This is a genomic window from Micromonospora sp. NPDC049051, from assembly GCF_043197575.1.
Lineage (GTDB): Bacteria > Actinomycetota > Actinomycetes > Mycobacteriales > Micromonosporaceae > Micromonospora.
This window is the reverse complement of record NZ_JBICTL010000001.1, coordinates 1236251-1261488: the sequence shown is the minus strand read 5'-3', so window position 1 is coordinate 1261488 and position 25238 is coordinate 1236251. Positions and strand designations below refer to the sequence as shown.

At 74.3% G+C, this 25238-nt stretch carries 16 protein-coding genes and 2 pseudogenes; 5 read left to right on the top strand and 13 right to left on the bottom strand.

Annotated elements, in window-relative coordinates; translation table 11 throughout:
* Window positions 1–28: 28 nt before the first annotated feature.
* Window positions 29–1063: a hypothetical protein gene (locus ACGFIR_RS05990; RefSeq protein ID WP_393143417.1), complete on the bottom strand. Its 1035-nt coding sequence runs from the start codon at window positions 1061–1063 to the stop codon at window positions 29–31.
* A gap of 120 nt (window positions 1064–1183) precedes the next feature.
* Between ACGFIR_RS05990 and ACGFIR_RS05985 the strand changes: the two genes are divergently transcribed.
* Window positions 1184–1792: an NUDIX hydrolase gene (locus ACGFIR_RS05985; protein WP_393143766.1), complete on the top strand. Its 609-nt coding sequence runs from the start codon at window positions 1184–1186 to the stop codon at window positions 1790–1792.
* Here the strand turns inward: ACGFIR_RS05985 and ACGFIR_RS05980 are convergent.
* Together ACGFIR_RS05980 and ACGFIR_RS05975 are read right to left on the bottom strand one after the other, a co-directional pair.
* Complete coding sequence (locus ACGFIR_RS05980) at window positions 1761–2852, bottom strand: mannose-1-phosphate guanylyltransferase (RefSeq protein WP_393143415.1); 1092 nt, start codon at window positions 2850–2852, stop codon at window positions 1761–1763. The two genes, ACGFIR_RS05985 and ACGFIR_RS05980, sit on opposite strands and share 32 nt — an antisense overlap.
* Before the next feature lie 62 nt (window positions 2853–2914).
* Window positions 2915–4060, bottom strand: a complete 1146-nt coding sequence (locus ACGFIR_RS05975; protein WP_392999910.1) for a glycosyltransferase family 4 protein — start codon at window positions 4058–4060, stop codon at window positions 2915–2917.
* 148 nt (window positions 4061–4208) lie between these two features.
* On the opposite strand from ACGFIR_RS05975, the gene ACGFIR_RS05970 reads away from it, so the two are divergent.
* Window positions 4209–4898: a TIGR03089 family protein gene (locus tag ACGFIR_RS05970; protein WP_393143413.1), complete on the top strand. Its 690-nt coding sequence runs from the start codon at window positions 4209–4211 to the stop codon at window positions 4896–4898.
* 23 nt (window positions 4899–4921) lie between these two features.
* Here the strand turns inward: ACGFIR_RS05970 and ACGFIR_RS05965 are convergent, their stop codons facing one another.
* Together ACGFIR_RS05965 and ACGFIR_RS05960 are read right to left on the bottom strand one after the other, a co-directional pair.
* On the bottom strand, window positions 4922–6961 hold the full coding sequence (locus tag ACGFIR_RS05965; RefSeq protein WP_393143411.1) for an acetoacetate--CoA ligase: 2040 nt from the start codon (window positions 6959–6961) through the stop codon (window positions 4922–4924).
* 197 nt (window positions 6962–7158) lie between these two features.
* Window positions 7159–7677 carry an acyl-CoA thioesterase gene (locus tag ACGFIR_RS05960; RefSeq protein WP_392999916.1) on the bottom strand — a complete coding sequence of 173 codons (519 nt, stop codon included), beginning with the start codon at window positions 7675–7677 and terminating at the stop codon, window positions 7159–7161.
* Window positions 7678–7700: 23 nt separating this feature from the next.
* Here ACGFIR_RS05960 and ACGFIR_RS05955 point away from each other — a divergent pair, with 23 nt between their 5' ends.
* Entirely contained in the window at window positions 7701–8357 is a 657-nt protein-coding gene (locus ACGFIR_RS05955) for a hypothetical protein (protein WP_392999918.1), read from the top strand.
* An 87-nt stretch (window positions 8358–8444) separates the two neighbouring features.
* Here the strand turns inward: ACGFIR_RS05955 and ACGFIR_RS05950 are convergent, their stop codons facing one another.
* A complete protein-coding gene (locus ACGFIR_RS05950) occupies window positions 8445–9608 on the bottom strand; it encodes an acyl-CoA dehydrogenase family protein (RefSeq protein ID WP_392999920.1) in 1164 nt (387 codons plus the stop codon).
* Window positions 9609–9855: 247 nt separating this feature from the next.
* Here ACGFIR_RS05950 and ACGFIR_RS05945 point away from each other — a divergent pair, with 247 nt between their 5' ends.
* Window positions 9856–11283, top strand: a complete 1428-nt coding sequence (locus ACGFIR_RS05945; RefSeq protein ID WP_392999922.1) for a UDP-glucose dehydrogenase family protein — start codon at window positions 9856–9858, stop codon at window positions 11281–11283.
* 162 nt (window positions 11284–11445) lie between these two features.
* Window positions 11446–16359, top strand: coding sequence for an SCO7613 C-terminal domain-containing membrane protein (locus tag ACGFIR_RS05940; RefSeq protein ID WP_393143409.1), 4914 nt, complete (start codon window positions 11446–11448; stop codon window positions 16357–16359).
* A 1014-nt stretch (window positions 16360–17373) separates the two neighbouring features.
* Here the strand turns inward: ACGFIR_RS05940 and purE are convergent.
* From purE to mca, 7 genes and pseudogenes are all read right to left on the bottom strand, one after another.
* A complete protein-coding gene (gene purE, locus ACGFIR_RS05935; RefSeq protein ID WP_392999925.1) occupies window positions 17374–17865 on the bottom strand; it encodes a 5-(carboxyamino)imidazole ribonucleotide mutase in 492 nt (163 codons plus the stop codon).
* A gap of 46 nt (window positions 17866–17911) precedes the next feature.
* Window positions 17912–19093 carry a 5-(carboxyamino)imidazole ribonucleotide synthase gene (locus tag ACGFIR_RS05930; RefSeq protein WP_392999927.1) on the bottom strand — a complete coding sequence of 394 codons (1182 nt, stop codon included), beginning with the start codon at window positions 19091–19093 and terminating at the stop codon, window positions 17912–17914.
* A 78-nt stretch (window positions 19094–19171) separates the two neighbouring features.
* Window positions 19172–19894 (bottom strand): annotated as a pseudogene (locus ACGFIR_RS05925) (hypothetical protein); the annotation flags it as partial.
* 65 nt (window positions 19895–19959) lie between these two features.
* Window positions 19960–21217: pseudogene (locus ACGFIR_RS05920) on the bottom strand (thioredoxin domain-containing protein); the annotation flags it as partial.
* An 82-nt stretch (window positions 21218–21299) separates the two neighbouring features.
* Window positions 21300–23831, bottom strand: a complete 2532-nt coding sequence (locus ACGFIR_RS05915) for a putative bifunctional diguanylate cyclase/phosphodiesterase (protein WP_393143407.1) — start codon at window positions 23829–23831, stop codon at window positions 21300–21302.
* 180 nt (window positions 23832–24011) lie between these two features.
* A complete protein-coding gene (locus tag ACGFIR_RS05910) occupies window positions 24012–24305 on the bottom strand; it encodes a hypothetical protein (RefSeq protein ID WP_392999929.1) in 294 nt (97 codons plus the stop codon).
* A 48-nt stretch (window positions 24306–24353) separates the two neighbouring features.
* Window positions 24354–25235 carry a mycothiol conjugate amidase Mca gene (mca, locus tag ACGFIR_RS05905; protein WP_392999931.1) on the bottom strand — a complete coding sequence of 294 codons (882 nt, stop codon included), beginning with the start codon at window positions 25233–25235 and terminating at the stop codon, window positions 24354–24356.
* Window positions 25236–25238 lie beyond the last annotated feature (3 nt).

Sequence of the window (25238 nt, the reverse complement as noted above, 5' to 3'; positions counted from 1 at the left end):
TGTCGTCCGGGCGTCGGTCCACCGCAGGTCAACCGACCCAGAGCGCCACCCGATGGTCCTCGTCGGTGACGTAGAAGCTCTCCCCGCCGCACTCGACCAACCCCTCCACGTGGTGGAACGGCGCCAGGTCGGCCACCAGCTCGCCGGGCACCAGATACCCCTCGCCGGGTGGGCGGAACCGCACGTGCCGCGAGGTGACCTCGCCGCCGGCCGGGTGGTCGTCGAGCAGCACCGAGCCCTTGCCCAGCGCGTCGATCGACCCGACGATCGCCGCGTAGCCGCCGTCGTCCGTGGGCGCGACCGCCCGGAAGCCGGCCAGCGCGCCGGGCGGCGTCACCCCGGTCAGGACGTACGCGCCGGACGCCTCCGGCCAGCTCGGCGTGGGATCGAACATGCCCGGCACACCGGTCAGCTCGACCAGGATCGGCTCACCCTCGGCGGTGACCGGGAACCGCAGCCCGAGCAGCACACCGCCGGTCGGCGTGAAGGCCGCCGCCTCGACGTTCAGCGGCAGGTCGTCGGGGACGAGCCGGTCGACCCAGCCCTTCGACCGGGCGGTGCCCCGGGCGACGGTCTCCCCGATGAACCGGGCCCGCACCCGGTCGCCCGGCGGCAGCGGGGTGAACGCCGCCTTCAGCAGGGCGTCGTTGACCGCCCGGTGCAGCCGGAACCGGTTGCGGACCACCTGCACCGGCAGCGGGCCCACCGCGGCGTCGTCCTCCCGGAACCGGGCCACGAAGGCGCGTCGCGGGCGCAGTGGCCCTGCCTTCGAGCCGAAGTGGGAGCCGAAGACGTACACCCAGCCGTCGTGGTGGGCGAGCGCCTCGCCGTCCTCCGTGCGGCCGTTCTCCACCCCGGCGTCGGCGGCCACGTGGTGGGCGACCCAGCGGCCGTCGTCCAGCTCCAGCAGCAGGGCCAGGCAGTGCTCCACCGGCCCCTCGTCCAGCACGGTCCAGAAGCCGCGCCGGGCACCGTAGGCCCGCAGCAGCGGCGCCGAGCGCACCGGCAGCAGATCGCTGGCCTCGTTGCCGGCCACGACGAACTCCAACAGTCGCAGGGTCATCGCGCCAGGGTACGAAGCGGCTGCTCGTACAGTGTCGGCATGACCGACTCCCCCACCGCCGCCGCCTGCCGACCGTCGCGGGAAGCGGGGGCGCAGACGGCGCGGCACGCCGAGGCGCAGATGGCCGCACATGCCGCGCCGGACGAGACGCGGCACGACGAGGTGCACGCGGCGCTGCACGCCGACGCCGTCGCGACGCTGAGCCGCTGGGAGCCGACCGGTACGGCCGCCGCCGAGGCCCGGGACCGCACGGTCGCGCTGCTGGCCGACGGGCCGGTGGCGATGAGCCGGGCGCACCTGCCCGGGCACGTCACCGCGAGCGCGCTGGTGTTCGACGCCACCGGGTCCCGGGTGCTGCTCTGCCTGCACGGCAAGTTCCGGCGCTGGGTGCAGCTCGGCGGGCACTGCGAGCCGGCCGACCGGACCCTCGCCGCTGCCGCCCTGCGGGAGGCGGGCGAGGAGTCCGGCATCGCCGGCCTGCGCATCGACCCGGTACCGATCGACGTCGACATCCACCCGGTGAGCTGCCAGGGCGGCTCGCTGCACCACGACGTACGCTTCGCCGTCCTCGCCCCGCCCGGCGCGGTCGAGCGGGTCAGCGAGGAGTCCGAGGCGCTGGGCTGGTTCCCGCCGGACCGGCTGCCGGAGCCGCTGGCCGGCGGGACGGCACGCCTGGTCGCCCCGGCCCTGGCAGCGCTCAGACGAGCCCCTCTTCGCCCCGCTCCTTGAGTTCGTCGACGACCTTCTTGACGTCCTGCGCCCGGTCGCGGGGGCAGACCAGCAGCGCGTCCGGCGTGTCCACGATGATCAGGTCGCGTACGCCGACGGCCGCCACCAGCCGCCCGGAGTGGGGCACCACCACCAGCCCGCCGCTGTCGTGCAGCAGCACCCCCGGCTTGGCGTCGGTGCCGAGCACCACGTTGCCGTCCGCGTCGGCGGGCAGCACCTCGCCCAGGGTGTGGAAGTCGCCGACGTCGTTCCAGCCGAAGTCGCCCGGCACGGTGGCCACCCGGCCGGCCGTCGCCGCGCCCTCCATCACCGCGTAGTCGACGGAGATCTTCGGCAGCGTCGGCCAGACCGTGCCGAGCACGTCGTCCTGCTCCTCCATGCCCCACGCCCCGGCGATCGCGGCAATCCCGGCGTGCAGGGCGGGCTGCTGGCGGGCCAGCTCGGCGAGGAACACGTCGACCCGCCAGACGAACATGCTGGCGTTCCAGAGGTGCCGCCCGGAGCGCAGGTACGCCTCGGCCACCTCGGCGCTGGGCTTCTCCTTGAACTCGGCGACCGGCCGCAGCGGACCACCGTCGACCGGGTCGCCGGTCTCGAGGTAGCCGTAGCCGGTCTCGGCCCGCGTCGGGGTGATGCCGACGGTCATCAGCAGGCCCTGCTCGGCGCCGCGTACCGCCTCCCCGACCACCGCCCGCCACCGCTCCGGGTCGCCGATCAGGTGATCGGCGGCGAAGGAGCCCATCACGGCCTCTGGGTCGCGCCGCGCGATGACCGCCGCGGCCAGCGCGATCGCCGCGCACGAGTCCCGAGGCGACGGCTCGACCAGGATGTTCTCCTCCGGTACCCCGGCGAGCTGGCGCGCGACCGCCGCCGCGTGCGCGGTCCCGGTGACCACCAGGGTGCGCTCGGCGGAGGTCAGCGGGCCGAGCCGCTCCACCGTCGCCTGGAGCAGCGAGGCGGTGGAGCCGGTCAGCGGGTGGAGGAACTTGGGATGGCCGGCACGGGACAGCGGCCACAACCTCGTGCCACTGCCACCCGCCGGGATGACGGCGTAGATCACCCGCACATCATGCCCGATTCGCCTGACCGGGGACGCATTCTCACGTCGCCGGCCGTGGCCGGTCAGGCCCGGGCCCGACTCCAGGCGGCGATGTGCACCTCGGCGCTGGACTCCCAGGTGAACTCCTTGGCCCGGTCGAAACCGGCCTTGGCCAGGGACAACCGGCGCTGCTCGTCGTCGAGCAACGCGGCCAGGTCGGCGGCGATCTGGTCGGCCGCCTCGCTGGTGTACGCGACCGCGTCGCCGCCCACCTCCGGCAACGACAGCCGGGGCGTGGTGAGCACCGGGGCGGCGCACGCCATCGCCTCCAGGATCGGCAGGCCGAAACCCTCCCCGTAGGACGGGTAGGCGGCCACCAGCGCCCCGCCGAGGAAGCCGGGCAGGTCGGCGTAGCGCAGGTAGCCCGGACGGAGCAGCCGCAGGTGCGACGGAACCTCCGCCACCGCGCGGTCGATGTCGTCGTCGTGCCCCTGACCGCCTGCGATCACCAGGGCCGGCGGGTCCTTCCGCTCGGCCACCGCACGGGCCCAGCCGCGGATCAGGTTCGGCACGTTCTTGCGCGGCTCCTTGGCACCCAGGAAGGCCACGTAGTTGGTGCCGCCGAGGCCCAGCCGGGCCCGCACCCGGGCCTTCTCCTCGTCGCTGGGCGCGTGGAAGGCGGCGTGGTCGACGCCGTGGTAGGCGACATCGATCCGGGTGGGGTCGGCGTCGAGCAGCCGGATCAGCTCGTCCCGGGTGGCCTTGCTCGGCACGATCACCCGGCTGGCCCGGCGCAACGACGTCTTGATCGCGCTGCGGAAGAAGGTGCGGCGCGACTTGTCGTAGTGCTCCGGCTCGGTGAAGAACGTCGCGTCGTGCACGGTCACCGTGACGGGACAGCCGGCGCGCAGCGGGCAGGTGTAGAACGGCGAGTGCAGCACCTGCGCGCCCACCTGCTGGGCGAGCAGCGGCAGGCCGGTCTGCTCCCAGGCGAGCCGGGCGGGGCGGTGCGCGACGGCCGCCGGGGCCGGGATGATCTCGGCGCCGGGCAGCATCCGGGTGTAGCGCTCCAGGTCGGTGCGCAGGCAGACGACGGCCAGTTCCACCCCCGACCCGCACACCTTGCCGAGGGCGCCGAGCAGGCCGTCGACGTATCGACCGACACCACCACGGTCGACTGGGACACTCGTGGCGTCGATGAGCACGCGGGGCGGTCGACCGGCGGTCACGGGGCGACTCCTTGAACTGACGGGCCTGTGGGGAACAACACTCCGGCAAGCCTACGCCGGAGCCCGGCATCGACGCTGACTGCGACCCGACCGTATGCCGACTTGTGGCCGTCATCTGGTACGACCGGTGGGCGTATCGTTCGCGCTGATGGCCGAGAACATTGCCCGGGTCTTCGCCGCCGCGATCGCGGCCGATCCGACCCGACCGCTGCTGACCTGGTACGACGACGCCACGGGCGAACGGACCGAGCTCTCCGGGGCCACGCTGGCGAACTGGGTGGCCAAGACGGCCAACCTGCTCGTCGACGAGGTGGCCGTGGGCCCCGGCGACGTCGCCGGGGTGGTGCTGCCCCCGCACTGGCAGACCGCCGCGGTGCTGCTCGGCTGCTGGTCGGCCGGACTGACCGTCGTGGACACGCCGGGCGACGTGGACGTGCTCTTCGTCGCCGCCACGCGGCTCGACGAGGCGGACGCGTGGTCGGCGGGCGAACGCTACGTCCTCGCGCTGCACCCGTTCGCCCTGCCGATGCGTGAGGTCCCGCCCGGCTTCGCCGACTACACCGCGGAGGTACGCGCCCACGGCGACCACTTCAGCCCGTACGCCCCCGCCGGGCCGGGCGAGGCGGCGCTGCTGGGCCGTGCGGCCGTCCGCGTCACGGAGCTGGGCATCGCGCCCGGCGACCGGGTGCTGATCGACACGGGGACCTACCCCGACCCGGTCGACTGGCTGCTCGCCCCGCTGACGGCCGGCGCCACCACGGTCCTCTGTGCCAACGCCGACCCGTCCACTCTCGCCACCCGCGCCACCACGGAACGAGTGACCCGCCCCCTCCCCTGACCGCCCATCCGGGGCGGGGTGGGTCAGGGGCGGGGGTGCCGGGTCCGGGCCAGGGTGGCGAAGGCCGTGAGGGACTCCGGATTGGCCAGGGCGCCCCGGGCCGCCGCCGAGTCGACCGGGGTGCCGGTGAGGATCTTCTTCACGGGGACCTCCAGCTTCTTCGCCGAGAGGGTGCGCGGGACAGCCCGCACCTGGTGGATCTCGTCCGGGACGTGCCGGGGCGACAGCGCCGTACGCAGCTCGCGGCAGATCATCTTGCGCAGCGCGTCGTCCAGCTCCAGCCCCTCGGCGAGCACCACGAACAGCAGCAGCTCACCAGCGCCGCCCTCGGCGTCCTCCAGGTGCACGACCACCGAGTCGACGACCTCGTCGAGCCCCTCGACCACCGAGTAGAACTCGGCGGTGCCGATCCGCACCCCGCCCCGGTTGAGGGTGGCGTCGGAACGGCCCGTGATCACGCAGCCGCCCCGGTCGTTGATGGTGATCCAGTCGCCATGCCGCCACACGCCCGGGTAGAGGTCGAAGTACGCCTCCCGGTAGCGGGTGCCGTCCGCGTCGTTCCAGAAGCCCACCGGCATGCTCGGCATCGGCTCGGTGATCACCAGCTCGCCCAGCTCGCCGACGACCGGGGTGCCGTCGGCCGACCGGGCCTCCACCTTCGCGCCGAGCGCCCGGCAGGCGATCTCGCCGGCGTGCACCGCCAGCAGCGGCACCCCGCCGACGAAGCCGGTGCACACGTCCGTGCCGCCGGAGAGCGACTGGAGCTGGAGGTCGTCACCGACCGTCTCGTACACCCAGGTGAAGCCCTCGGCGGGCAGCGGCGCGCCGGTCGAGCCGACCCCGCGCAGCGCGGAGAGGTCGGCGGTCTCCTTCGGCACCAGGCCCGCCTTGCGGCAGGCCAGCAGGAACGGCGCGGACGTGCCGAAGTAGGTGGTGCCGGTCTCCCCGGCCAGCCGCCACAACGCCCCCAGGTCGGGGTGGCCCGGGTTGCCGTCGAAGAGCACGATCGTCGCGCCCACGGCCGGCCCGGAGACCAGGAAGTTCCACATCATCCAGCCGGTGGTGGTGAACCAGAAGAAGCGGTCCTCGGGGCCCAGGTCGTGGTGCAGGGCCAGCATCTTCAGGTGCTCCAGCAGGATGCCGCCGTGGCCGTGCACGATCGGCTTCGGCAACCCGGTGGTGCCGGAGGAGTAGAGCACGTAGAGCGGGTGGTCGAAGGCGACCGGGGTGAAGGTCAGCGGCTCGTCGGTGTCGGCGGCCAGCTCCGACCAGGACAGCGTCTTCGGCCGGTCCGCGCCGCCCGCCGACGGCGCGGCCTCCGTCCGGCCTGCGGCGCCAGCCGACGGCGCGGTGGCCGGATCCCCGGCCGGGTCGAGGTAGGCGATGCTGACGGTGTGCTCCAGCGACGGCAGGGCGGCCCGGATCGCGGCCACCTCGGCCCGCCGGTCCACCGGCTTCTCGCCGTAGCGGTAGCCGTCCACCGCGACGAGGACCTTCGGCTCGATCTGCTGCCACCGGTCGGTGACGCTGCGGGTGCCGAACTCCGGGGCGCAGGAGGAGAAGATCGCGCCCAGGCTGCTGGCGGCGAGCAGCAGCACGTACGTCTCGGGGATGTTGGGCGCGTAGGCGGCGACCCGGTCGCCGGCGGTGACGCCGAGGCGGCGCAGGCCGGCGGCCACCCGGCGGACCTGCTCGCGCAACTCGGCGGCGGTGAGGGTGGCCGGCGCGCGGGTCTGGCCGTACGCGACGACCACCGGGGCGTCGTCGGCGCGCCCCGGCATGCGCAGCACGTTCTCCGCGTAGTTGAGGGTGGCGCCGGGGAACCACCTGGCCCCGGGCATCCCCCGGTCGGTCAGCGTGGCGGTCGGCGGGGTGTGCGCGAGCACCTCGAAGTGGTCCCAGATCGACCGCCAGAACGCGTCGAGGTCCGTTACCGACCACCGCCACAGCTCGTCGTAGTCGGCGAAGTCCAGCCCCCGGTGCTCACGCAGCCAGCGCAGGTAGTTCCCGATCCGGGACCGCTCGCGTACGTCCGCCGGCGGCGTCCACAGCACGTCACCCACTGCTCCACCCTCCCCTGGCCCCGCACGACACTGTGAATGGGCCGTGGCGCCATCTTGCCCTACCTCAGAGCGCCATTCTCCGCACCCGACCTCCGTCGGCGCACGTGCGGAGCCCACATGCCCCACCTCTTCCCTGTGTGGACCTCGGGCGTGCGGAAGGGTCCCTTCCGCACGTTCCCCACACAGGAAGGGGCCTGTCAGCCGGCGCGGTGTGCCTGGATGGCGCGACGGCGGGCCAGCCGGTGGGCACGGCGGATCTCCGCCTCCCGGAACCGGCGCTCGTCCTCCGGGCTCTCCGGCAGCACCGGGCGGACCGCCCGTGGCGCGCCGCCGAGGTCGACGCCCACGAAGACGAGGTACGCGGTGGCGACCCGCACCGGCTCGTCCTCGGCCGAGTCCCACCGCTCGGCCACCACCCGCACCCCGACCTCCATCGAGGTCTGCCCCGTCCAGTTCACCTGGGCGTGCGCGTGCAGCAGGTCACCGACCCGTACCGCCTCGGTGAAGACGATCTCGTCGATCGCCGCGGTGACCGCCGTGCCGCCGCTGTGCCGGGCCGCGGCGGCCCCCGCCACGTCGTCGATGAACTTCATCAGCACCCCGCCGTGCACGGTGCCGTACAGGTTGACGTCGACCGCGGTCATGATCCGGCTCAGGGTGACCCGGGAGTACGAGGTCGGCTTACCGGTCGGCGCGGTGGAGGGGTGCTCGGTCATGTCGAAAACGGTACGGTGCGCGGATGCGACATCTCTGGAGCTTCCTCGCAGGGTTGGTGGTGGTACCCGTCACGTGGGTGCTGGTCACCCTCGGGCAGGACGGGTCGGCGGGCACCGTCGACCGCTGGGTCGAGATCGGCAAGTTCAACTCGGCCAATCTCATCGAGCCCGCCGTCTACCTCGCCGTCGGCGGGGTCCTGCTCGGCCTGCTCGGCACGCTGCGCACCTCGCCGCTCGGCCCGCTCGTGGCCGGGCTGCTGCTCGCCGCCCCGTACGTGGGGATGTTCGTCGCGCCCTTCCAGGTCCGGGACCGCATCCCGGACGGTTGGAAGGTCTTCGGCGACCCCCTGCCGCTGCACGTCCCGGTGGAGAACGGCACGCTCTTCCTGATCGGCCTGCTGCTGGTCGTGGCCGCGTTCAGCCGGCAGCGCTGGCGGCAGTGGCCCCGGCCGGCCGAACCGAAGCCGGCGACCGCCGAGGGGCCGGACCGCAGCGACTTCACGCTGACCGACTGGCCGCCGACCGAGTCGACCGACCGGGACACCGCCCCGCCGAGTCTCGGCTACCCGGACCCGACGCCGACCGAGCCGCTGCCGCGTCGCTCCGGTGGGGGCTCGCCCTGGTCGGCGCCGCCGCGCGCCACCAACCGCCCCGAGGAGGACACGACCGAAATCCGGTGACGGTCCGGCCGTACGCGTGCCGTACGGCGGGACCGGGGACCGGGGAGGATGCGGGCGGGTCGGACGTCCGGCCCGCCCGCCGACCGGTCAGCCCTTGAGGAGCTGACGGGCCATCACGATGCGCTGCACCTGGTTGGTGCCCTCGTAGATCTGAGTGATCTTGGCGTCCCGCATCATCCGCTCGACGGGGTAGTCGCGGGTGTAGCCGTAGCCGCCGAGCAACTGGACCGCGTCGGTGGTGATCTCCATGGCCGCGTCCGAGGCGAAGCACTTGGCCGCCGCGCCGAAGTAGGTGAGATCGGCGTCGCCGCGCTCCGACTTGCCGGCCGCGGCGTACGTCAACTGCCGGGCCGCCTCGAGCTTCATGCCCATGTCGGCGAGCATGAACTGGACGCCCTGGAACTCGGCGACCGCCTTGCCGAACTGCTTGCGCTCCTGGACGTACCCCTTGGCGTAGTCGAGCGCGCCCTGGGCGATGCCGACGGCCTGCGCGGCGATGGTGACCCGGGTGTGGTCGAGGGTCTTCATCGCGGTGCCGAAGCCGGCGCCCTCGGCGCCGATCATGCGGTCGGCGGGGATGCGGACGTTGTCCAGGTAGACCTCGCGGGTCGGCGAGCCCTTGATGCCGAGCTTCTTCTCCGGCGCGCCGAAGCTGACCCCGGCGTCGGACTTCTCGACCACGAAGGCGGAAATGCCCCGGGAGCGGGCCGACGGGTCGGTCACCGCGAAGACGGTGTAGAACTCCGAGACCCCGGCGTTGGTGATCCAGCGCTTCACGCCGTTGAGCACCCAGTGATCGCCGTCACGCTCGGCGCGGGTGGTCATCGACGCCGCGTCGCTGCCGGCCTCCGGCTCGGACAGGCAGTACGAGAACATCGCGTCGCCGGCCGCCACCGGCGTGAGGTAGCGCCGCTTCAGCTCCTCGGAGCCGGCCAGCAGCAGCGGCATGGTGCCGAGCTTGTTGACCGCCGGGATCAGCGAGGACGAGGCGCAGGCCCGCGCCACCTCCTCGATCACGATGGCCGTGGCCAGGGCGTCCGCGCCCGCGCCGCCGTACTCGACGGGAATGTGCGGCGCGTGGAAGTCCGCGGCCCGCAGCGCGTCGTAGGACGCCTTCGGGAACTCGCCGGTCTCGTCGGCCTCGGCGGCGTGCAGCGCCACCTTGGCCGTACAGACCTCGCGGACCGCCTCCCGGACCGCCTCGTGCTCCTCGGGCAACCGGTAGACGTCGAACGACTGCTCTGCGGCCATGTCGGCCCCCTCCCCTTCACCGCTATCATGCGCAGTCTGTAGCGTCACCTGACCGCCGACGGCGCAGACTGAAGGATAGCGGCCACCCCGGGCGATGTTACCGCCGCGTAGGCTGGGGCATGACGCGCGTCGACGCCGCCCGGCGATGATGGAAGTGACAGGCATAGAGTCCCTTCGGTGCCCGCCCAGGCGCCGCAGCAGAACGCGACGCGACGAAGCGCCGCCAGCGCGAGCGGAGAAGACAGGCGTGACGATCCCGTACCCGAACACCCAGCCGATGCCCGCCATCGCCGCGGTGACGCCCCCCTCCGGCGCGCAGCGGCCGCGGGTGACCTTCCTGGGCACCGGCTATCTCGGTGCGACCTACGCCATCTGCTACGCGGAACTCGGCTACGAGGTCCTCGGCTTCGACGTCGACGCCGACAAGATCGCCATGCTCAACGCCGGCGACGTGCCGATCCACGAGCCCGGTCTCGACGAGCTGCTCAAGCGCAACCTGGCGGCCGGGCGGCTGCGGTTCAGCACCGACATCGCCGAGGTCGCCGAGTTCGGCGACGTGCACTTCATCTGCGTCGGCACGCCGCAGCGCGCCGACGGGATGGGCGCCGACCTGTCGTACGTCGAGGCGTCGGTCACCAGCCTGGCCCAGCACCTGACCCGCAAGGCCCTGATCGTGGGCAAGTCGACCGTGCCGGTCGGCACCGCCGAGTGGGTGGAGCAGCTGGTCAGCAAGCACGCCCCGGCCGACCTCGGGGTCGAGGTGGCGTGGAGCCCGGAGTTCCTCCAGGAGGGCTTCGCCGTCGACGACGTGCTGCGCCCCAACCGGATCGTCGTCGGCGTCAAGAGCGAGTGGGCCAACGGGATGCTCTACGCCGCCCACAAGGGTGTCTTCGACCTGGCCGCCACCGAGGACCGCGAGGTGCCCCTGGTGGTCACCGACTTCGCGACCGCCGAGCTGGTCAAGGTGGCCGCGAACGCCTTCCTCGCCACCAAGATCTCCTTCATCAACGCGATGGCCGAGGTCTGCGAGGCGTCCGGCGGCGACGTCACCCACCTCGCCCGGGCCATCGGCTTCGACCCGCGTATCGGCAACCGGTTCCTCCAGGCCGGGCTCGGCTTCGGCGGCGCCTGCCTGCCCAAGGACATCCGCGCGTTCCAGGCCCGCGCGCAGGAGCTGGGCGCCGGGGAGGCGCTGCGCTTCCTGCACGAGGTCGACCTGATCAACCTGCGCCGCCGGACCCGGGTGGTCCAGCTCGCCGCCGAGCTGCTCGGTCGCCGCTCCGGCCCCGCCGGGCCCGATCTCTCCGGCACCCGCGTCGCCGTGCTCGGCGCGACCTTCAAGCCCAACACCGACGACGTACGCGACGCGCCGGCGCTCTCCGTCGCCTCGCTGCTGCGCAAGGCCGGCGCCGACGTGCACGTCTACGACCCGCAGGGCATGGACCGGGCGCGCGCGGTGGCGCCCGAGCTGGTCTACGAGCCCGGCATCAACGAGGCCGTGACCGGCGCGGACCTGGTCTGCGTACTCACCGAGTGGGCCGACTTCCGCAACGCCGACCCGGTGGCCCTCGGCGAGCTGGTCGCCGGCCGCAAGGTGGTCGACGGACGCAACTGCCTGGACTCGGCACTGTGGACCCAGGCCGGCTGGGAGTACCGCGGCATGGGCCGCCCCTGACGATCGACGACTGACGGCCGGTCGCGCGGCACCCTGCGCGACCGGCCGTTCGCCGTCCGCTCCGACGATCTTTGCCCCGGACCCGCCGACAACTGTCGAAATCCTCGCCCACATTGGGCATGCTGCGAGGGTGGAAGTCCACAGTGCGGGCGGAGGGGTGTCGTGGCGACCTTTCAGTGCTCCTCGTGCGGTCGGGAGATCAAACCGGCCGTCAGCTGCCCGCACTGCGGCGCGCACCAGCCACAGTGGGTCGAGCACCTGGCGGAGATCGAGCGGTCCATCGCGGAGATGAAGGCCCGCGAGGCCGCCATCGCCAGCGAGCAACGGCAGATCGCCGCCAAGATGCAGGCCGCGCTCTTCCAGCGGGACACCCTCGCCCACGCCAGTGAGGAACGTCTCAAGCAGGCCACCCGCCCCCGCCGGGTGCTGCGCCGCAGGCCGGGCCGCCGGCCGCCCACGGCCACCACCGGCGCCCCGCCCCGGGTGCCCCGCCAGGGCACCCCGCCCGGCCCGGAAGACCCTCCGCCGCACCCGGAGTCGACCGCCACCTGGCTCGACGCCGACGACCCGGAGCACCCGCCGGAGGCGTCCTCCCGGGAGGTGCAGAACATCCCCCTCGGGCTCGGCGCCCTGCTGCTCGGGGTCGCCGCCGTGGTCTTCGCCGCAGTGGCCACCAGCTCGATGGACGCGCTGGCCCGGCTGGGCATCCTGCTGCTCGCGACCGTGCTGATGCTGCTCGCCCCGCCGGTGCTGGCCCGGCGCGGGCTCACCTCGACCGCCGAGACCATCTCCGCGGTCGGCCTGCTCCTGGTGCCGCTCGCCGGCTACGCGCTGTGGGCGGTGGACCGGATCGGCAACGGCGGCGCCTCGGGCGCGGTCTTCGGCGCGATCGTCTTCGCCGTCACCGCCGGCGTCTCCTTCGGCTACGCCCGCTGGACAGGGCTGCGCGCGCCCCGCTTCGCCACCGTACTGGCCGCTCAGCCCGTGCTGCCGCTGCTCGCGTACGACCGGATCACCGGCCCGGGCGGCTGGGCGCTGGTGCTGACGGCGGTGGCCCTGCTCGACCTCTGGCTGGCCCGCTCGACCGTCACCGTGGAGCGGCCGGTCCGTCGGGACCTGCCCGAACCCCCGGCCGCGCCCGCCGCGTCCCCGGCCGCACCCCGGCAGCGCGGCGCCGACGGCCGGCCGGAGGGGGCGCCCGAGGAGGCCGGCGAGGTGCTCGACGGCGGGCAACCGGTGCGGGACGGGGTTCCGGCCGCCCGTCCGGTGCCGTGGCTGAGCGAACTGACCTGGGCGCTGCACGGGGTGGCGGTCGCCCTCGCCCTCGCGTACGCCGTCTCCGCCCTGCTCCGCGCGGGCACCGTGCCGACCGCGACCGGAGCCGGGCTGACGCTGCTGCTGGCCGCCGCGGTGGGGCTGGCCGGCACGCTGGTGCTGCGCCGGCCGCCGCTGCCCGACCTCGGCGCCGGGATCTTCACCCTGGCCGTGATCGGCGCGCTGAGCCGGATCGCCTCGGTGGCCTTCCCCGGTCGGGCGCTGCTGCTGATCGCGGCGGTCATCACCCTCACCGGGCTGGCCGTACGGGCGGTGCCGGAGGCGGCCCGACGCGGGCCGCAGCTCGCCTCGGCGGTGGCGCTCACGGTCAGCGGGGTGGTGGTCGCCGGGGGCGCCCTGCGCGCCGGGGCCGCCCCCGTCCGGGCCGCGCTACCGGCCTGGGCCGCCGATCTGGAGCGCTATCCGGCCGAGCTGGCGGCGGCCGTGGGCCCCGCCGCCTGGCAGCTCGCCGCGAGCGCCTTCCTGCTGACCGTCGCGGCGGTGCTGGCCCTGCCGTCGGAGATCCGCCGGGAGTTCGCCGTGGTCGGCGCGGCGCTGACGGCGCTCGCCGTACCCGCGTCGTTCGGCCTCGCGTGGGCGGTGGCGCCCTGGCCGATGGTGTTGACGGCCGTCGGCATCGGGGTGGTCGGGCTCTCCGCCCGCACCGAACGCGCGGCGCTGGCGCACGCGGCGACCGCCGCCGGCGTCGGCCTCTTCGGCGCGGGCGCGGGACTGGCCCGGCCGGCGCTGACCGCCGCGGTCCTGCTCACGCTGTGCGCCGCCGGGATCCTCGTCGCCGCGGCGCCCAGGATGCGACTCGCCCCGGCCGCGGCGGACACGGTCTCGGCCTGGGCCGCCGGGGGTGCGGCGTTCGCGCTGCCGGGCGCGGTGGCCGCCTTCGTCGCGGCGACCGTACCCGTCGATCCGACGCCCACCCCGGCGAGCCTGCGCGAGGTCACCGTGCCGGTGCTCGCGGCCAGTTTCCTGGCGGTCTGCGTAACCCTGGGTTACGCCGCCATCGTGCAGGTCTCCCAGCGTCGCATCCCGACGCCGCTGGCGGTCGGCACGGCCCTCGGCGCGGTCACCGTCACGGCCGCCGCGTTCGGGGCACCGGGCGCCACCGCGGCCGACGCCTGGGTCGGTGGCCTGCTGCTCGTCGCCGGCGCGATGGTGGTGTTCGCCGGCCCCATCGACGCGGGCCGACGCTCCGACCTCACCCTGGACGGCTCCGACCTGGCCGCCGCGGCGGTGACCACCGCCCTGATCGCCACCCTGGCCCGGATCACGGCCGTCCTGGCCCCCGGCGGGCAGCTCGCCGTCGCCGCCGGGCTGGTGCTGGTGGTGGCCGTGGCCGCCCGGGCGATGCCCGAGGAGTGGCGACGCGGCCCGATCCTCGGCATCGCCGTCGGCGGCGTGCTGATCGGGCTGCTCGCCGGCTGGAGCGCGCTGCGGGGCGGGGTGGGGGTGCTCGCGACCCCGGGCCCGATCTGGGCCGGTGACCTGACCGGCTGGCCGGCCGCGCCGACCGGCGGGTCGACGTGGCAGGCCCCGATCGCCCTGGCCCTGCTCGGCGTCGCCGCCGCGATCCTCCTGCCGCCGCCGTGGAAGTACGACGTGTCGGGCGCGGCGGCCGTGCTCGCCACGATCGGCGCGCCGGCCGCGTTCGACCTGCCGTGGTGGTCGCCCGTCCTGGTGGGCGGCATGGTGGCCACGGTCTTCGGGGCTGCCGCCGTCGCCGCGATCGACCCGCGCGCCGCCCTGTCCCGGGCGGTCGTGGCCGGTGTCGTCGCCCTGCACGCCGCCGGGGCGGGCCTGGTTCGGCCGTGGACGACCGCGCTGGCGCTGGGCAGCATCGCGCTGATCGGCATCGTGGTGGCGGCGCTGGCCCGGTCGCTGGCCGTGCCGCTGGTGGATGACATCGAGTACGAGGGGATGCCGCCGCACCTTGCCCAGATCGGGGGTGCCGCGGCCGGCGCCGCGCTGCTCGCGTTCCCGGGCGCGGTCGCGGCGCTGGCCGCCGAGTTCGGGCACGCGCCGGAAGTGCTGATCACCGCCGCGTTGGCCGCGTCGAGCCTGGGCCTGGCGGCGGTGGCCGCCGTCCGGCGGCGGATCCCGCAGTACCTGCCCTGGGCCAGCGCGGCGGTGGCCGGCGGCGCCACGGTGAGCGCCCTGGCAGCCGTCCCCACCGACCAGCCCGTCGGTGTCTACGCCGCCGCCGCGGCCCTGCTCGGGGTGCTCGCCGAGCTGGTCCGGGGGGCGACGGAACCGCCGGTCGGCGCGGCCCAGCCGGTGCGGCGCTGGTCGGTGCTGCTCGACGGCGCGCTGCGGCGGCTGCCGGACGACGGGACGCGGCGCTGGCGGGTCAGTCCCGCCGCCGGTGCGCTCGCCGCCGCCGCGCTGCCCACCGTCCTGGCGCTGGTGTCGATCGCGCCGGCCCTGGTCGTCGCGCTGGTCGACCCGCACCGCAGCCTCGGCCGGGTCTGGCAGGGACCACCGCCGGAGCTGCTCACGCCGCCGTCCTCGGCGGTGGACCCGACCCACGTGCTGACCGCGTTGCTGCTCACCGCGACCGCCGCGCTGGCCGCCACCGGCTTCAGCGGCGGGCGACGCTCCCGGGCGGTACCGGTCGTGCTGCCCGGCGCCGCCGTGACCCTGCTGATCACCCCGGCGTCCCTCGGCAACGGCTGGCCCGCGAGCACGCTGGCGGCGCTGTCCGTGTTCACGATCTCGATGCTGGGGCTGGCGCTCACCCCGCCCCCGCCGCTGGTCGAGCGAGCCCGTTCGCTGCGCCTGACCAGGGTGCTCGTCTTCGCCATCGGGCTGGCCGCCGGCAGCGCGGGCCTGGTCGGCGGCCTGGCGACACGGGAGCTGACCCTGTTCACCCTCGGCGGCGCGGTCGGCGTCGGCACGGTGGCCGCCATCTTCGGCACCACCCAGCGGGCCCGCATCCTCGGCTGGCTCTTCGCCTCGCTGATGGCGCAGCTCTTCGTGCTCACCGCCAGCCTGGTGGCCGGCCTCGCGGCCGTCTGGTCGGCGATCGGCGTACTGGCGGTCGGCGCGGCCCTCCAGGTGTTCGCCGCGACCCTGCCCCGGCTGCGTCGCCCCGAGGCGCAGCGGGAGGCGGCCACCGTCGAGTGGAGCGGGCACGCCGCCGCCCTGATCGCCCTGGCACTGGCCTTCGACTCACCCCGGCACATCGCGGCGCTGCTGGCTGCCTGGGGCGCGGTCCTCGGCGTGGCGGCCACCCGACCGGGCCGCCGGCCGACGGAGCGGCGCATCCTGTTCTGGGCGGTGGTGGTCTGCGAGATCGCCGCCTGGTGGATCCTGATGCGGGTCGCCGACGTGGCGCTGCCGGAGGCGTACACGCTGCCCTTCGCGGCACTCGCCCTGCTCGTCGGAGTGCTGGAGCTGCGGCACCGACCCGACCTGAGCAGCTGGGTCGCGTACGGGCCCGCGCTCGTCGCCGCGTTCGTGCCCACCCTGGCGATCGTGCTGGCCACCGACTCCAGCACGGTGCGCCAGGTGCTGCTGCTGCTCGGCGCCGTCGCCGTCCTCGTCTTCGGGTCGATGAGCCAGCAGCAGGCGCCGGTCATCATCGGGGCCAGCGTCACCGCGATCACTGCGGTGCACGCGCTGTTCAGCTTCGGCCCGTGGCTGGCACTGATCCCGGTCGGCCTCCTGCTGCTGGTGCTCGGCGCGAGCAACGAGCGCCGACGCCGCGCCCAGGAACGCCTCCAGACGGCCCTACGCGGCATGCGGTGAGGTCGGCGCGGGACCGCCCGTCGGCTGCCGGCACGGGCGGCCCCGCAGCCACCGAGCCGGCCCGCCCACGGACCGTCGCGCGGCTCGTCTCCCGTCCGCAGCGCTCATTCCCAGCCCGGTGGCCACCAACAGCCGCCGGACAAGACCCGGGAGCCGCAGACGACGGTCAGCCCGACCTCGCCGGCCCGCGCGCCATGCCGTGGCCACGACCTCGTCCCGGTGGCACTGCCGAGTGGGTGAGGCCGGCCCGGCGGACGAAAGCGCTGCTGTCCGGGCCTTTCCCCCGGTCGACGAGTGGATGGCGGTGCCGGCGACGGCACGGCGGCCGTAACCGACCGATCGGCTAGGGCTGGGGCGTGGTGAGAGCCGATGCGCTGCAGCGACTACACAACGTGACTTGCCGTGCGGGACCACCACCAACCCTTCGCGCCCTTTGCTCTGCAGCCACCGACGCAACAGTCACGCAGCGTTGCCGACGTCCACTGCATCCACCCGATCCCGAAATACGTAATGCCAGTTCAGGAACCTGGTGCGTGGATGGCTGCAGAGCAAAGGGCGCGGGAGGACAAGTCCCGTTCGGCCAGAGCCGCAACGCTGAGTGACTGACGCACCTGGTTGCGAGGAGTAACCATGGCTGGTGTAGGCAGCGCAGCGTGTCAGCCGGCGCCGGGTCGAGGGCAGGCGAGGGCCGCCGCAGGAGACAGGGCAGCGGAGGCGGCCGCGGGCAGAGCAGCCAGCGCGGGCAGAGCAGGCAGAACGGGCAGAGCAGCAGCGCAAGCAGCGGCCACAGTCGTCGTCGCGAGGGCGAAGCGCGGGCCGCACGGGGCCGCGGGCGCGCAGAGGGGCACGGGCGGCATGGGGGCGCGCGGCACAAGGAGGGGCCGCGCGGGCACCACCAAGGCGGGGGCGGGGCGGGGACGGCGGCCTCGGGCGGGGGCCGGGAAGGCGGCACGGGCCGTGCGGGGCAGAGGCCGGGAAGGCGGCACGGCCGCGCGGGGCGCGAGGCCCGGGAAGTCAGGCCAGGGAGGCGCGCAGGGCGGCGTCCTTCTCGGCCACCAACTGCTCCAGGTCCGCCTGGTAGGCCGCCATGCGGTCGAGCAGGGCGCGGTCGGCGGCGGCCAGGATGCGGACGGCGAGCAGGCCGGCGTTGCGGGCGTTGCCGATCGACACGGTGGCGACCGGCACGCCGGCCGGCATCTGCACGATGGAGAGCAGCGAGTCCATCCCGTCGAGGTGCTTCAGCGGCACCGGTACGCCGATCACCGGCAGCGGGGTGACCGAGGCGATCATGCCCGGCAGTGCGGCGGCGCCACCCGCACCGGCGATGATGACCTTGAGGCCCCGGTCGGCCGCGGCGCGTCCGTAGTCGATCATCTTGATCGGTGTACGGTGCGCCGAGACGACCTCGACCTCGTACGGCACCTCGAACTCGTCCAGCGCCTCGGCGGCGGCCTTCATCGTGGGCCAGTCCGAGTCGCTGCCCATGATCAGTCCGACGGTGCTCACTGGTCTCCGCCTCTCGTTCGCGACTTCGGGCCCCACGAGCTGAACCTCACGCGTGGCCCTCGCGCAGCCAGCGGGCGGCCCGCGCGGCCCGCGTCCGTACGTCGTCCAGGTCGTCGCCGAGCACCGTGACGTGCCCGATCTTGCGGCCGGGCCGCACCTGCTTGCCGTAGAGGTGCACCTTGGCGCCGGGCTCGGCCGCGAAGAGGTGGTGCAGCCGCTCGTCGATCGACATCCCACCCGGCTCTCCACCGAGCACGTTCGCCATCACCACCACGGGAGCGGTCAGCGAGGTGTCGCCCATCGGGTAGTCGAGCACCGCCCGCAGGTGCTGCTCGAACTGCGACGTACGCGCGCCCTCGATGGTCCAGTGCCCGGAGTTGTGCGGCCGCATCGCCAGCTCGTTCACGACGATCCGGCTGCCGGCGGGCGCTGTCTGGTCGGCCACCTCGAACAGCTCCACGGCGAGCAGGCCGACCACGCCGAGCGCGGTGGCCAGGTCGATGGCGAGCTGCTGGGCGGCGACCGCCAGCTCCTCCGGCAGATCCGGTGCGGGGGCGAGCACCTCGACGCAGATGCCGTCGCGCTGCACCGTCTCGACCACCGGGTACGCGGCGACCTGCCCGAACGGCGAACGGGCCACCTGCACGGCCAGCTCCCGGCGCAGCGGCACCCGCTCCTCGACGATCAGCCGGGTACCGCCCGCCAGCAGGGTCGTCGCCAGCTCGGCGGCGTGGGCCGCGTCGTCGACCAGCCAGACGCCCCGACCGTCGTACCCGCCCCGGGCCGCCTTGAGCACCACCGGCCAGCCGATCTCGTCGCCGAACGCCACCACGTCGGCGGGCTCCGCGACTCCTCGCCACGCCGGGTTCGGCGCGCCCAGCTCGCCGAGCCGCTCCCGCATGACCTGCTTGTCCTGGGCGTGCAGCAGCGCGTCGGCCGGCGGGAAGAGCTTCACGCCCTCGGCGGCCAGCGTGCGGATGTGCTCGGTGGGAACGTGCTCGTGATCGAAGGTCACCACGTCGCAGGCCTTGGCGAAGGTGCGCAGCGCGGCGAGGTCGGTGTGGTCGCCGTACTGGACGTCGGCGGCGACCAGTGCGGCGCCGTCGTCGGGGGCCTGCGCGAGCACGCGCAGCGACTGGCCGAGGGCGATCGCGGACTGGTGGGTCATCCGGGCCAGCTGGCCACCGCCCACCATGCCGACAACGGGCAGACCGGTACGGGAATCCATAGCGGCGCCAGCCTATCGGGACGCCCTGCCACCCGCGCCGCCGGATGGCCGATCGCACACCCGCCGCAGCCGGGCTCCTCAGCGCCGGCCGAGCTGGCCGACCAGGTCGTCCACCGCCGTCACGGGACGCTCGCAGACGAAACCCCGGCAGGCGTACGCGGTGGCCCGCCCGTCGACCATCGGCCGGTCGGCGAGCAGCGGCACCCCGGGCTGGCCCGGGCGGCCCGCCACGATCACCGCGCCGGGCGGGGCGTGCCGGTGTGCCGCCGCGACCAGCGGGTCCCCCGTCGGCTCGTCCGTAACCACCGCGATCTCGTACGGCCCGGAGAGCAGCGCCTCGCCGACGGTGGCCGCGTAGCCGGTAAAGCGGGCGTGCCGGCCGACGATCGGCGCCACGGTCGACAGGGCAGCCTCGGCGGCCTCCCGGTAGCGGGTCTGACCGGTCAGCGCCGAGTACGTCACGAGCGCCGCGACGATCGCCGAGCGCCCGGACGGCGTGGCGTTGTCGGTCGGGTCGGCGGGGCGGGCCACCAGCCGCTCCGCGTCGTCGGCCGTGTCGTAGAAGGCGCCTCCGGGCGCCGCGAAGCGCGCCAGGGCGACGTCGAGCAGCCGGCCGGCCAACTCCAGCCAGCGCCCCTCGCCGGTGACCTGGTGCATGGCGCAGAACGCCTCTGCCACGCAGCCGTAGTCCTCCAGCACCCCGGCGGGGTCCCCGACCACCCCGTCGCGGGACACGCGGCGCAGCCGCCCGTCGACGACGTGCACCCTCGCCAGGTACTCGGCGGCGTCGCGCATCACGCCGTAGGTGCCGTCGGCGACGCTCTCCAGCGTCTGCGACTCCTCGTCGGGACCGGCCGGACCGAACGTGTCGGCCACCTGGTTGAACTCGGCGAGCGCGGTGACGGCCAGCCCGTTCCAGGCGGCGACCACCTTGTCGTCCCGGGCCGGCTGCGGCCGTTCCCGGCGGGCCGCGAGCAGCCGGCCGACGACGTCCTGCCAGCGCCGCGTCACCGCCGGGTCCGCGTCGTCCACGTCGCGGGCGAGCCGCAGCACACTGGTGCCGTGTTCGAAGCTGCCGGCCTCGGTGACGGCGAACAGGTCGGCGGCCCAGCGGCCGTCCCCCTCCCCCAGCACCTCGACGAGCTGGGCCGGCGTCCAGACGTAGGTCGATCCCTCGACGCCCTCGGTGTCGGCGTCCAGCGCCGACGCGAACCCACCGGACGGGGTCCGCAGCTCGTCGGCGAGGAACCAGGCGGTGTCCTGCGCGACCCGGCGGGCCAGCGGGTCGCCGGTCAGGCGCCAGAGCTGGGTGTACGCCCGCAGCAGCAGCGCGTTGTCGTAGAGCATCTTCTCGAAGTGCGGCACCGTCCAGTGCCCGTCGACGGAGTAGCGGGCGAAGCCGCCGGCGAGCTGGTCGTAGATGCCGCCCCGGGCCATCGCCTCGCAGGTGTGCCGGGCGATCTCCAGGCTGCGCTGCGAGCCGGTGCGCTGGTGGTGGCGGAGCAGGAAGAGCAGGTTCATGTGCGGCGGGAACTTCGGCGCACCGCCGAACCCGCCGTTCACGGCGTCGTACTCCTTGGCGAGCTGGTCGGCTGCGGCGTCGAGCAGCGCGGCGTCCAGCGGCGCGGTGGGACCGCCCACGGCCTGCGCGCCGCCGATCGCCTCGACCACGGCGGTGCCCTGCTGGATGACGGCGTCGCGCTGGTCCCGCCAGGCGGCGGCGACGGACTGGAGCAGCCGGATGAAGTTCGGCCGGGGGAAGTACGTGCCGCAGAAGAAGGGCGTGCCGTCCGGGGTCGCGAAGACGGTCATCGGCCATCCGCCCTGCCCGGTCATCGCCTGGGTGGCGGTCATGTAGATCGCGTCGACGTCGGGGCGTTCCTCGCGGTCGACCTTGATCGAGACGAAGTCGTCGTTCATCAGGGCGCCGACCTGCTCGTTCTCGAACGACTCGTGGGCCATCACGTGGCACCAGTGGCAGGCGGCGTAGCCGACCGAGATGAGCACCGGCACGTCCCGCCGTTTTGCCTCGGCGAACGCCTCGTCGCACCAGGGCCACCAGTCGACCGGGTTGTCGGCGTGCTGGAGCAGGTACGGGCTCGTGGCGTCAGCGAGTCGGTTCACCCGACGACCATAACCACCCCCGACGCGCCCGCCCGCGCTCCCGCGGAGGCACCCCCGCTACCTCGGCGGACGGCGGGTGCGGTCAGGAGGCGCCGTCGGCGCGCAGCGGGAAGACGTTGGGGCGCGCCTCGTCGAGCAGGGTGCCCAGCACCGCGCCGATCTTGTCGGCCGGCATCGGCTTGAAGAAGTGGTAGCCCTGGGCGGCCGTGCAGCCCAGCTCGGCCAGCGCCAGCCGCTGCTCGGCGGTCTCCACACCCTCGGCGACCACCCGCAGCCCCAGCTCGTGGGCGAGGCCGACGGTGGTGCGTACGATCGCCGCCGCCTCCGGGGAGTCGGCCATCCGGATCACGAAGGAGCGGTCCACCTTCAGCTCGTCCACCGCGATCCGGGTGAGGAACGTCAGCGAGGAGAAGCCGGTGCCGAAGTCGTCGACGGCGAGCTGCACGCCCATGGCCCGCAGGGTGGCGAGCACCTCGTCGATGACCTCCAGCTCGCTCATAACCACCGTCTCGGTGATCTCCAGGACCAGCCGGTCCGGCGGTACCTGGTGCTGGTGCAGCGCCTCGGCGATCTCGGCGGGCAGGCGGGGGTCGAGCAGGCTGCGCGCCGACAGGTTGACGGAGATCGGCACGTCGAGCCCGTCGCGGGCCCAGCCGGCGGCGACGGCGAGCGCCTTGTCCAGCACGTAGCGGGTGAAGGTGCCGAGCTGCTCGCTGTTCTCCACGGGGCGGATGAAGTCGTGCGGCCCGAGCCAGCCCCGGCGCGGGTGCCGCCAGCGGATCAGCGCCTCCACCCCGGTCGGCGCGCCGGTGGTCAGGTCGACGGCCGGCTGCAACGCCAGCACGAGCTGGTCGTCGGTCTTCAGCGCCTCGCGCAGCTCCGCCAGCAGGGCCAGCTGGTCGGTGCTCGCGGCGTCCCGGGCGGAGTCGTACGCGGCGACGCTGCCGCCGCCCTCCTTGGCCTGGTACATGGCGATGTCGGCCCGGCGCAGCAGCTCGGTCAGGTCGGCGGTCCCGGCGTCGGCGACCACCACCCCGACGGAGACCTCGACGGACATGCGTACCCCGGCCACCTCGGTCGGCGCGGCGAGCCGCTCGGCGATCTCGCGGGCCTGCCGCAGCGCGTACGACATCGGGGCGGCCCGGTCGCCGATCACCGGGACCGACGTCAGCAGCAGCGCGAACTCGTCGCCGCCGAGCCGGGCGAGCAGGTCACCGGGGCGGGCGAGGGTGCCCAGCCGGTTGGCGGTCAACCGCAGCAGCTGGTCGCCGGCGGCGTGCCCGAGGGTGTCGTTGACCTCCTTGAACTGGTCGATGTCGAGCAGCAGCAGCGCGACCGGGTGGTCGTGGGCGAGCTGACGCAGCGCCTGGTCACCCTTGCTGAGCAGGGCCGACCGGTTCACCAGCCCGGTGAGCTGGTCGTGCACCGCCTCGTACGACGAGCGGGCGGTGACCAGCCGCAGCTCCCGGTGGGTCGCGGCGTCGTGCAGCGCGGCGGCGAGCGCGTCGCCGAACGCGGCCACCGCGTCCCGTTCCCGGGCGTTGGGCGGCGCGCAGCGCGGGAACCGGACCCGCAGCTCACCGACGCGGGCGGCCCCGACGGTGAGGGTACGCACCAGCTCGTGGTTCTCCGGCTCGCCCCGGCCGGGCGGGGCGACCTCCCGGTCGATCAGTTGCCCGCCCGGATCGCCCCGGTAGCGCCGCCACCGCCCGTCGCCACGGGCCACGTCGACGTCGACGAGTTCGGCGTTGAACAGGGCCAGCGCGCCGGTCACCGCGGCGGTGGCGACACCGCGCTCGTCGAGTTGGTTGAGCGCGGCGGTGGCCTCGGCGAAGGCCCGCCAGGTGCGGCGTTCCTCCTCGGCGCGGAGCCGGTGCCGGTAGGTCTGCTGGAGCAGCCAGAGCGGCGGCGGGAGCAGCAGCAGCCAGCGCGCGTCGAGTTCCAGCAGCGCCACCACGGCCAGGCCGACGGCCACGTTCCCGACGAACATCAGCAGCTTGCCCCGCAGTGCGGCGAGCAGCGGCGGCCCGACGGGCATGCCGTGGCGCAGCGCCAGGCCGGCGCCGCCGAGCCAGGCGGTGGCGAACAGGTAGGTGACCGATCCCGCGAGCACGGCCAGGGCCAGCGCCGGGGTGGGCGGCGCCAGCAGCGGCGCACCGAGCACGGTGGTGACCGAGACGGCCAGGGCGGTGGCGGCGGTCAGCGAGGCCGTGATCCGGACGACCTCCAGCACCGGCCGTCGGTCGCCGAGCAGCGACATGGCCGACCAGGCGAGGGCGGCGCCCAGCAGCGCGGCGGAGGGGATCCAGCCGGTGGGCGTCAGATAGAGGCAGATGATCAACGCCGCCTCGCCCCAGGTGATGCTCACCATCCCGGCGGCGGTGCGGAACCGCAGCCGGGCCAGCTGGGCGACGGCGAACACGGCGACGGCGAGGCCGAACCGGGCGGGCCCGCCGAGCGGGTCGTCGGCGGGAATCCCGGCCGGCGCGGTCCATCCCAGACCTGCGGCGACCAGCGCGGTGAGCGCGACGGCAGCGGTGAGCAGGAGCAGCCGCGTGGGGGTGCCGCGGGCTCCGAGCCGGTCGGTCGACTCGCCGGCCCTGCCGGAGGTCACCGGGCCGCTCCGCCCGGAGGCCGCTCGCCGGTACGACGGGCAGCCGCTGGTGCGATGGTCATCGGCGCCCCCTCCCGCGCACGGCTTGGGGAACTCTTGGTCCCCCCGGCGAGAGGCTAAGGCAAACCCGGTGGCCGCAACAGGGGGCGATGGCCGGGTTCGACGTGAATCATGGGCGGACTAACCGTTGCGGCGCTGCTGACGCCCGGTCGGAGCGGCGGAGGATGAATCGTGCGCCGGTGCGCCTTCTGTCGGATCGACGACTGCCGCGTCCGCCCGGTCGGGGGTCGCCGGTGGACCCTGCTGGGGGAACCGCTCGGGCAGCCGGCGCAGCCGGGAGTTCATGTTGCGGATCAGCAGGATGGTGGCGGCGGCCAGGACGAGGATGAGGAACAGGCCCATCGGCCCGGCCAGGCCACCCGTGCGGGTGTCCCCGAAGTTGTTCTGGGCGAGCACCTGTGCGGCGGTCAGCATGGCGTTCCTCCGGTGTGCGGTAGGTGACCAGGGTAGCCCGGCGGAGAATCAGCGGGCATGGGCCGTCTCGCGCACCCCGGCGAAGAGGTCCGACTCGGGCAGCGGGCTGTCGACCAGGGAGCGCACCAGCTCGAAGTCCTCCGTCGGCCACGCGCGCTTCTGTAGCTCCATGGGCACCTGGAACCAGAAGCCGTCCGGGTCGATCTGGGTGGCGTGGGCGCGCAGCGCGTCGTCGCGGACCGGGAAGTAGTCGGCGCACTCGACCCGGGTCGTGATCCGGGGGCCCTTGTCGGGGCGGTCCTCCCAGCGCTTGATCCACTCTTCGTAGGGCGACTTCAGGCCGACGGCGAGCAGGCCCTCGTGCAGCGCCATGATCTTGCCCTTGGAGAAGCCGATGTCGTAGTAGAGCTTGAGGGGCTGCCACGGCTCACCCAGCTCCGGGTGGCGCTCCGGGTCGCCGGCGGCCTCGAACGCGGCCATGGTGACCTTGTGGGTCATGATGTGGTCGGGGTGCGGGTAGCCGCCCTCCTCGTCGTACGTCGTGACGACGTGCGGACGGAACTGGCGCATCAGCCGCACCAGCGGGCCGGCCGCCACCTCGACGTCCTGGAGGGCGAAGCAGCCCTCGGGCAGCGGCGGGAGCGGGTCGCCCTCGGGCAGGCCGGAGTCGACGAAGCCGAGCCACGCCTGCTCGACGCCCAGGATCGCCCGTGCGGCGTCCATCTCCGCCCGCCGGACGTCGGCGATGTTGGCCCACACGTCCGGCCGGTCCATCTTCGGGTTGAGCACGCTGCCGCGCTCGCCGCCGGTGCACGTGACCACCAGGACGTCCACGCCCTCGGCCACGTATTTCGCCATGGTGGCGGCACCCTTGCTCGACTCGTCGTCGGGGTGCGCGTGGACGGCCATCAGTCGCAGTTGCTCTGCCAACGT